The organism is Silvanigrella sp. (assembly GCF_044369315.1).
Taxonomy (GTDB): domain Bacteria; phylum Bdellovibrionota_B; class Oligoflexia; order Silvanigrellales; family Silvanigrellaceae; genus Silvanigrella.
Genome location: NZ_JBIPMD010000177.1, coordinates 1 through 7293, shown reverse-complemented (window position 1 = coordinate 7293; position 7293 = coordinate 1). Strand labels below are relative to the sequence as shown.

Genomic DNA, 7293 nt, shown 5'->3' with positions numbered 1-7293 from the left:
ATGATTATAATCATCATGCACCCCATTCCGGGCTTGCAATGATGAGTCCAATACAGTATCAAAATTCACATTAATCATGTGTCAACTCAAATGGGGTCCATAGCAATTTTTGTTATTTAATGATATAATTGCCTCTTTTGTGGTGTTGAATTTTATAATTAAATTAGTTTCATTAGAAATATTTAAGTTTGTAATTATTATATTTAATTTTTTATCAATAAAGACTTCATTATCATTTATAGAGAAATAAGATAGCTCTAGCTCTTGCTCTTTATAGGAATCCTCATCTTTTTTACAAAAAAGGAACAATAAGAAAATAATTATAATTATATTTATTTTTAATATTATTTTCATGTTAAATCTCTTTTAATAAAAAAATATTTATTTATTATCGGAAGGAGAAATTAAAAAATGAGAAATATTATTATACAAATAATATTAATTAGTTAAGTAGTATTTTTTGTATTTGAAGTCTAAATTGTGATTTTTAATTATCGGCTGTGGAAAGGCTTTCATCATCACCTATAAATATCCCTTTTAGAATATTTATTTTTCCATATTCCTCTTTTTTTTCAAATTGTTTGATTTTAATTACATTTAAATAATCAATATCTTCTATTTTATATAAATGATTTATCATTAGCTCATCTGTTGTAATTAAAGTGATTTTGCAGTTTTTAAATTTTTTAAAGTCATCTCTAATCGAATAATATGATTTTTGATCTGAGTTTAAATTATAAACATAAGGATGGTCTTTTAGGTGATATGCAAGCTGAGAAGTCCAAGTCCAATTTAATGAAGCTAAAATATTATCATTTAGATTGCAACCTCTGTTATTTAGTTCTTTAGGTGTAATAGACTTTGGTAGTTTTATCCCTGCAAGCTTATTTATCTTGTCATTATTAATTAAATACCAAAAGAACAATTTATATCCAGCATTTCCATCGGAAATATTCACAATTATTTTTCTAACTTCTTTAAAACAAAGACTACTTGGAATAAGTATAGATGGTATTAAAAATAGAGGAATGAATATTTTATTAAATTTCCATTCGCTCATATCTATTGCAAAAAATGGTAAAAGTAACAAAAAAGCTGGTGATATCCAATAAGGAGCCACATAATCAAAAAGGGAAGCAATTAAAAAAACTATAAAAATTCCACATATAGGTGAAAGCGCTAATAAAATAATTTTTTCATGAAACTCAACTTTATTTATTTTTTTATTGATAAAATAAATATTTTTTATTCCATAAAAAAATAAAATTGGAGTGATATAAATTGAGGATTCAATAATATAAAGTAATAAGTTTTTAAAAGAAAAATCAAAAACACCAAATCCATGATTTAATTGAAAAATAAAAGAAATGAATTTGTTATTTAGATTCCAATAAATAGTTGGCATAGATGTTATTATTAAACTCGTAATATAAACAGAAAGAAATACAAGTAAATTTTTTTTACTAAAATTGACGACTTGGGTTATTGTAAAAATAATTAAAAAAGTAATAGGTATCATATGATATTTAGAATTGAAGCCAAGCCCAGAAAATACACCTAATAAAATGACATATTTTATAGGAATTCTATTTTTAAAATGAATAGTCTCTAATGTTTTTAAAGATAAAAATAAAACAATGGATAAGCATGTTAGTAATGAAAAATCTGGCATAAGAATAAAACTTTGCATACCAAATACAGGTATTATATTCCATAAAATTTCTAAATATAAAATTTGTTTTATCGTAGTTTCTTTGTTTTTTAATGATAAAATTTTATTCAAGGATAAAATTAAAAATATTACTGTAATTAAATTAAAAATAGGAACAAAAAAACGTAAGTTATTTTCATCTTGAGTAATAAAAATTCCTAAACGACAAATCCAGGCAACTGCTCCTGGGTGGTCAAAATAAGAAAGACTTAAATTTCTTGACCAATCCCAATAATAAGCCTCAACATCAGCAATAGGAAAATGCTTGCTCCATAAAAAATGAATAACAAGAAATAATAATAATATAGGATATATTTCCCATTTTTTCCAGATAAAATTGTTATTTATAACTTTCAATTTTGTTTCCAATTTAAATACAAATTAAATAATTAAAAGAATATAATATGATAACTATTTATTTAGAGAAAAAAAAGAGAGGAGCTTATGACGACATTTTGAGTGCAAAAAAAGATAGTTTATTTTATAAAAAATAAACTATCCTCTTAATTCTCCCCTTAATTCAGAGGTTACAGCTTTAATTACCGTATTTGTAATTTTTTGAATATCTTTATCGTTAAATGTTCTTTCTGTTGGCTCTAATGAAATATGAAAAGCGACTGATTTTTTATTTTCAGCAATGTTCTTACCTTTATATATATCAAAAATATTGACAGATTGAAGTATGGCTGGGGTTTCATTTATAATTAAAGGTTCTAATGATTTTGTGATAACTTCATTTAATTGTTTTGCTGTTACATTATCGTCTATTAAGAAAGCAAAATCACGAGATATTGTTGGAAATCTTTGTGTTACAGCAGTGCGTTTTTTCACTATTTTAGGTTTGCTTAAAGAACGCATTAAAACAGCTATATTTATTTCAAAAACGAAACAGGATACATCAATATCATAATTTCTCATTGTTTTAGGGTGCAATTCTCCGGCCCATCCTAAAGAAACAGATTGATTGTTTTCATCTAAAATATAGAAACCAACTCGTCTGCCAGGATGTAATGCTCTTGCAAAAGGATGAAATTTTGTTTCTGATGAGATCTCATTTGTATCCGATATTTTTACGACACTAATTTCACTTCCAAGGTTTGTAATTAAGTCATATACATGGCCAATAATATCATGCAGCGACCAATTTGTTTCTGATGAATTTTGCCATGTTTTCTCTGTTTTATTTCCAAAAGCAACGCCAGCTAAACGAGGTGTTTCTACTGGTCTTCCTTCTTGGGTTTTTTCTCTGGAGTAAGCATAGCCTTGTGAGTAATGATACTCTAAGTTATCATCTATTTTCTGATTGAAATCATTTTGTAATCCAATGCTTTTTCCATTTTCTATGAAAACTCTTTTTCCTGAAACATCGTAGTTTTGAAATGTTCTACAAGAATGAAAAAGTTGTCCACTTTTTGTTCCGTAGCCTAAATTTCGTGTTACTTTACGTAATAAATCAGGAATAAGAGTATTGTGCAACAGAGGTTCATCACCAATAATTGGATTTAATAACGCAACAGGTTCTCCAAGAGAAAGAATTGATTTTAACCCTAATTTTTCGTAATCATCTGTTCTCATAAAATGTAAACTAATGACTTCATTATAACCTAAAGAGGTACAACGAGCACTTATTTTTTCTAAATATTTATAATGAGGGTCATCATAACTTACATTTGATGGAGATATCATGGGTGTTGAAGGGACACTATCAATACCAACAACACGAATAAATTCTTCTACAAGATCCGCTTCACCAACAATATCATGAGATCTCCAGCTTGGAACTGTTACTTTAAAAGCTTGTGATGAGGTAGAAGATAATTCAAATCCTAAGGATTTTAAAATATTTAATTGTTTATCAAAATCAACTATATTTGCACCTAATATTTTTTCTTGTGCGAGAGAATTAAATTCAATCTCTATTTTAGGAAACTCAGTTTTAATTTCGGGTTTTTTATTTGGATTTTGAGAGTGAACTGTACCGCAATAAATGGGTTTTATGCTTTGTTCATTCGAAATAAGACCAAGATACTCAGCGGCTGCTTGATATCGAGCAGAGGCATCTATCCCTTTTTCAAACATAAAGCTTGCATCCGTTTGTCGTGCATGGCGACGGGAAGATCTTCTTACAGAAACAGGATTTGGATTTGCAAATTCAACAACTATCTTTTTTGTTGTTTCTGTTACTTTAGAGTGTTCTCCACCTAAAACGCCTAGTAGGCCTTGAGTTCCTTCAATATCACTTATGACTTCGTCTGTTTCGTTAAGCTCTCTCTCTTTGCCATCTAATCCAGTAAATTTTTCACCTTGTTTTGCTTTTCTTAATATTAATTTCTTTATTTTTGGATCTTGTGAAGATATTTTTTCAAGATCAAACGCATGGCTAGGTTGTCCATGGGCTAAAAGAATATAATTTGAAGCATCAACTACATTATTAATTGAATTTTGACCTAAGTTTTCAATTAAGTTTCTAAGCCATGCAGGGCTTGGTTTTACTTGGATCGAATCTATAAGCATAAAAAAGGCAGGTGCACCTAAATGATTTTCTGCTGAAAATGAAATTCCTGCACAATTTACTGAGGAATGATTTATCGCATCGTGTTTAATTTTTTCTTCAGTAATAGTTACTTTATTAGAGTAATTATTGTTTTCATTTAACTTGAATGGAATATTTGCATATGTAAAAGCAGCTGTCAGTTCTTTTGAGATACCTTCATGGCATAACATATCCGGTCTGTTTGGAGTAACACTGAGCTCTAATATAATATCTGAAATACCAAGAACTTCAAAAATGGGTTTTCCTAATTGATGAATTAATACAGAGCTAGAAACTCCTCCTTGGCTATCTTCTTCAATTTCCCAAATTCCATCACCATCTGTATCTGTTTTAATAGGTAATCCTAATTCTTCACGAGAACAAAGCATTCCGTTGCTATCAATATCACGAATTTTAGATGATTTTATTTCTAGATTATTTGGAAGTTTAGTAGAAGGCAATGCAACTGCAACATACAATCCTTGCCTTGCATTTTTAGCACCACATATGATTTGATTTATTATATTATTGCCAACATTAACCTGGCAAATTTGAAGTTTTGAGGCATTCGGGTGTGGTTCCGTTTTTTCAATTCTACCAACAACAACGGTTTCTAAACCCTCTCCTTTTATAATAAAACCATCGACTTCAAAGCCTTGTCTTGTTAAAAGCGGATTTATTTTTTCAATATCGAATGAAGAGATAGAGATTGGGTTACCATTTATATTTATATTTTTTGTTACTTTAGGAAGGGAAATGAATTTTTCTACAAATTTTAAACTTGCTAGCATGTTTGTTACCTTTTTATTAATCTGTTTATAGTTTTAAGATAAGGAAAATGATTTTAAAAAGGAAACATCCCCATCAAGCATAGATCGTAAATCGGCAATGGCAAACCGATCTTTTGCCATTCGATCAATTCCAAATCCTAAAGCAAATCCGCTATAAATTGAGGAATCAATACCGCAGCTTTCCAAAACTTTTTTATTTACAAGACCACAGCCACCAATTTCAGACCAGCCTGTATTTTTGCAACTTCTACAGCCTTTTCCAAAACATTGCTGACATTCAACATCCACTTCTGCGCTTGGTTCCGTAAAGGGAAAGTAACTAGAACGGAAACGTAACTTAACAGGACGACCAAACGCAGCATTGAGCATTTCATTAATAGTATGTCTTAAATGACCCATATGAATCCCTTTATCCACAACAAGGCATTCAATTTGTCTGAATGAAGGAAGGTGCGTCATATCATATTCATTTCGATACACGCACCCAGGACATACAATTTTTAAAGGGAGTTTTCTTTCCATCATAGCGTGGCTTTGCACGTTACTTGTGTGAGTTCTTAAAACCCATTCGCTTGCTAAAAAGAAAGTGTCTTGCATTTCACGTGCAGGGTGATCTTTTAAGACATTTAAAGTATCAAAGTTATAAAGATCATTATCTATTTCAGGTCCATCTACTATGGAAAATCCCATTCTTTGAAATGGTTCCATTAGGTCGCGCATGACTGCAGAGACAGGATGCCGTGAACCAATATTTAATTTAGGTAAAGGAAGTGAAATATCATCAACTTCTAAGGATAATTTTTTTGCTTCCGCTTCACTGCGCCAAGTTTCTAAGAAATTTTTTAAACTACTTTCTATTTCATTTTTTAATTCATTAATAAAAGCGCCTGCATTTTTGCGCTCTTCAGGCGATATATTACGAAGAGATTTTAACCATTCTTGTAATGGCGATTTTTTTCCACTAAAACGAATGCGAATTTCTTCAATAATTTCATGAGTAAATATATTTAGATCAGGTACCCTATTTCCGTCCGCGCCAACCATATTAAAAAAAGTTTCTCTTTCTTTATGGATGATTGATTTCAGTTCCTCTAGGTTTTGATAAGTAGTCGATGATGGGGTGTTTAAAATATGCTTAATTTCATCTGTTCCAGACATAACTTTATCTTCTCCTGATAATTAATCCGATTTAAATCCTGCTGAAAATAAAAGCAAAAAATAATTTTCAGCTTCAATTTATGACAATTAGTTTATATACTTACTCTTCTAAATAGCAATCTGTAAAAAAAGGAATCCATTTTCTTTTATAAGCAATTCGTCCAATTAAAAAGAAGATTAAAATATTGTCTGCGGTTTTTTTTGATGAATCAATTTAACTATTTTTTTGTTTTGTCAAAACATACTGGAGGTATTTCATGATTAAAAATAGTATTTTATTAAGTTCTGTAACCCTTTATTTATTAACAAGTTGTGTACTAAAAGGAAAAGAAGATAAGCTGGTTGTAAACCCTCCAGAAGTAAACTCACCTTCCATTCCAAATAATCTAAATACAAAATTATTTACGGTTACTAAAAACAATGATGGGAGCTATTCCACTTTTAAAGGAAGTTGGACTGTTCCAGAACTTGTCACTTCAGTAAAAATTATTGGATTTTCCGGTGGAAATGGGGGTGGAGGCGGAGGAGCTGGTGGCGCTGGTGCAAAATTTTATGATGGAAACTGGAGTGGTGCTTCTTGGGGTGGAAATGGTTCTAGCGGAGGCTCTGCAAATAATGGCTCTGGGAATTTAGGTCAACCTGGCTTTTTAGGGAGGTATGCACAAAATAATACTTGGTATAATGCGGCTCATTCTAATGGAGGATATCCACAAGCTGAAAGTGCTACTTTAGCTGGTGGATCTGGTGGTATAGGGGAGCAATCCTATTTTGGAAATTATAAATTTTCTGCAGCAAATGAAAATAAAAGTAATTTAAATAATTATATTAAAATAAGTCCTTATACAGATGAAGAAGTGTGCCTAGGAGCAATTGGAGGGCATGGAGGAGCTGGTGGTAACGGTGGTAAAGCAGTCGTTGATAATAATGGAGATAGTTCAACAGAAACTTATATAGGCGGAAAAGGTGGTGATGGGTGTCCTCCCAATAAGTGATTTTTACAAAGCATAAATCCAGAATTAAATCTCCTTTTGAGGAGGAGATTTAAATGGAGATGGAAAATAGACTTTTAAAATTGTCAGAGCAAGTTGCTTTTGAAAGAA

Annotated in this window: 4 protein-coding genes; 1 reads left to right on the top strand and 3 read right to left on the bottom strand. The window is 30.4% G+C overall.

The annotated features are described in order from the left end of the window. Positions 1 to 487 precede the first annotated feature (487 nt). From ACIQ56_RS12675 to pheS, 3 genes are all read right to left on the bottom strand, one after another. On the bottom strand, positions 488 to 2068 hold the full coding sequence (locus ACIQ56_RS12675; protein ID WP_397601426.1) for an ArnT family glycosyltransferase: 1581 nt from the start codon (positions 2066 to 2068) through the stop codon (positions 488 to 490). Between the two features lie 138 nt (positions 2069 to 2206). Beyond that, positions 2207 to 5035 carry a phenylalanine--tRNA ligase subunit beta gene (gene pheT / locus ACIQ56_RS12670; protein ID WP_397601425.1) on the bottom strand — a complete coding sequence of 943 codons (2829 nt, stop codon included), beginning with the start codon at positions 5033 to 5035 and terminating at the stop codon, positions 2207 to 2209. A gap of 33 nt (positions 5036 to 5068) precedes the next feature. Beyond that, a complete protein-coding gene (gene pheS / locus ACIQ56_RS12665) occupies positions 5069 to 6193 on the bottom strand; it encodes a phenylalanine--tRNA ligase subunit alpha (RefSeq protein ID WP_397601424.1) in 1125 nt (374 codons plus the stop codon). A gap of 257 nt (positions 6194 to 6450) precedes the next feature. Here pheS and ACIQ56_RS12660 point away from each other — a divergent pair, with 257 nt between their 5' ends. Then, the gene (locus tag ACIQ56_RS12660; RefSeq protein ID WP_397601423.1) at positions 6451 to 7185 is read left to right on the top strand and encodes a hypothetical protein; all 735 of its coding nucleotides are present in this window, start codon (positions 6451 to 6453) and stop codon (positions 7183 to 7185) included. Positions 7186 to 7293: the final 108 nt, after the last annotated feature.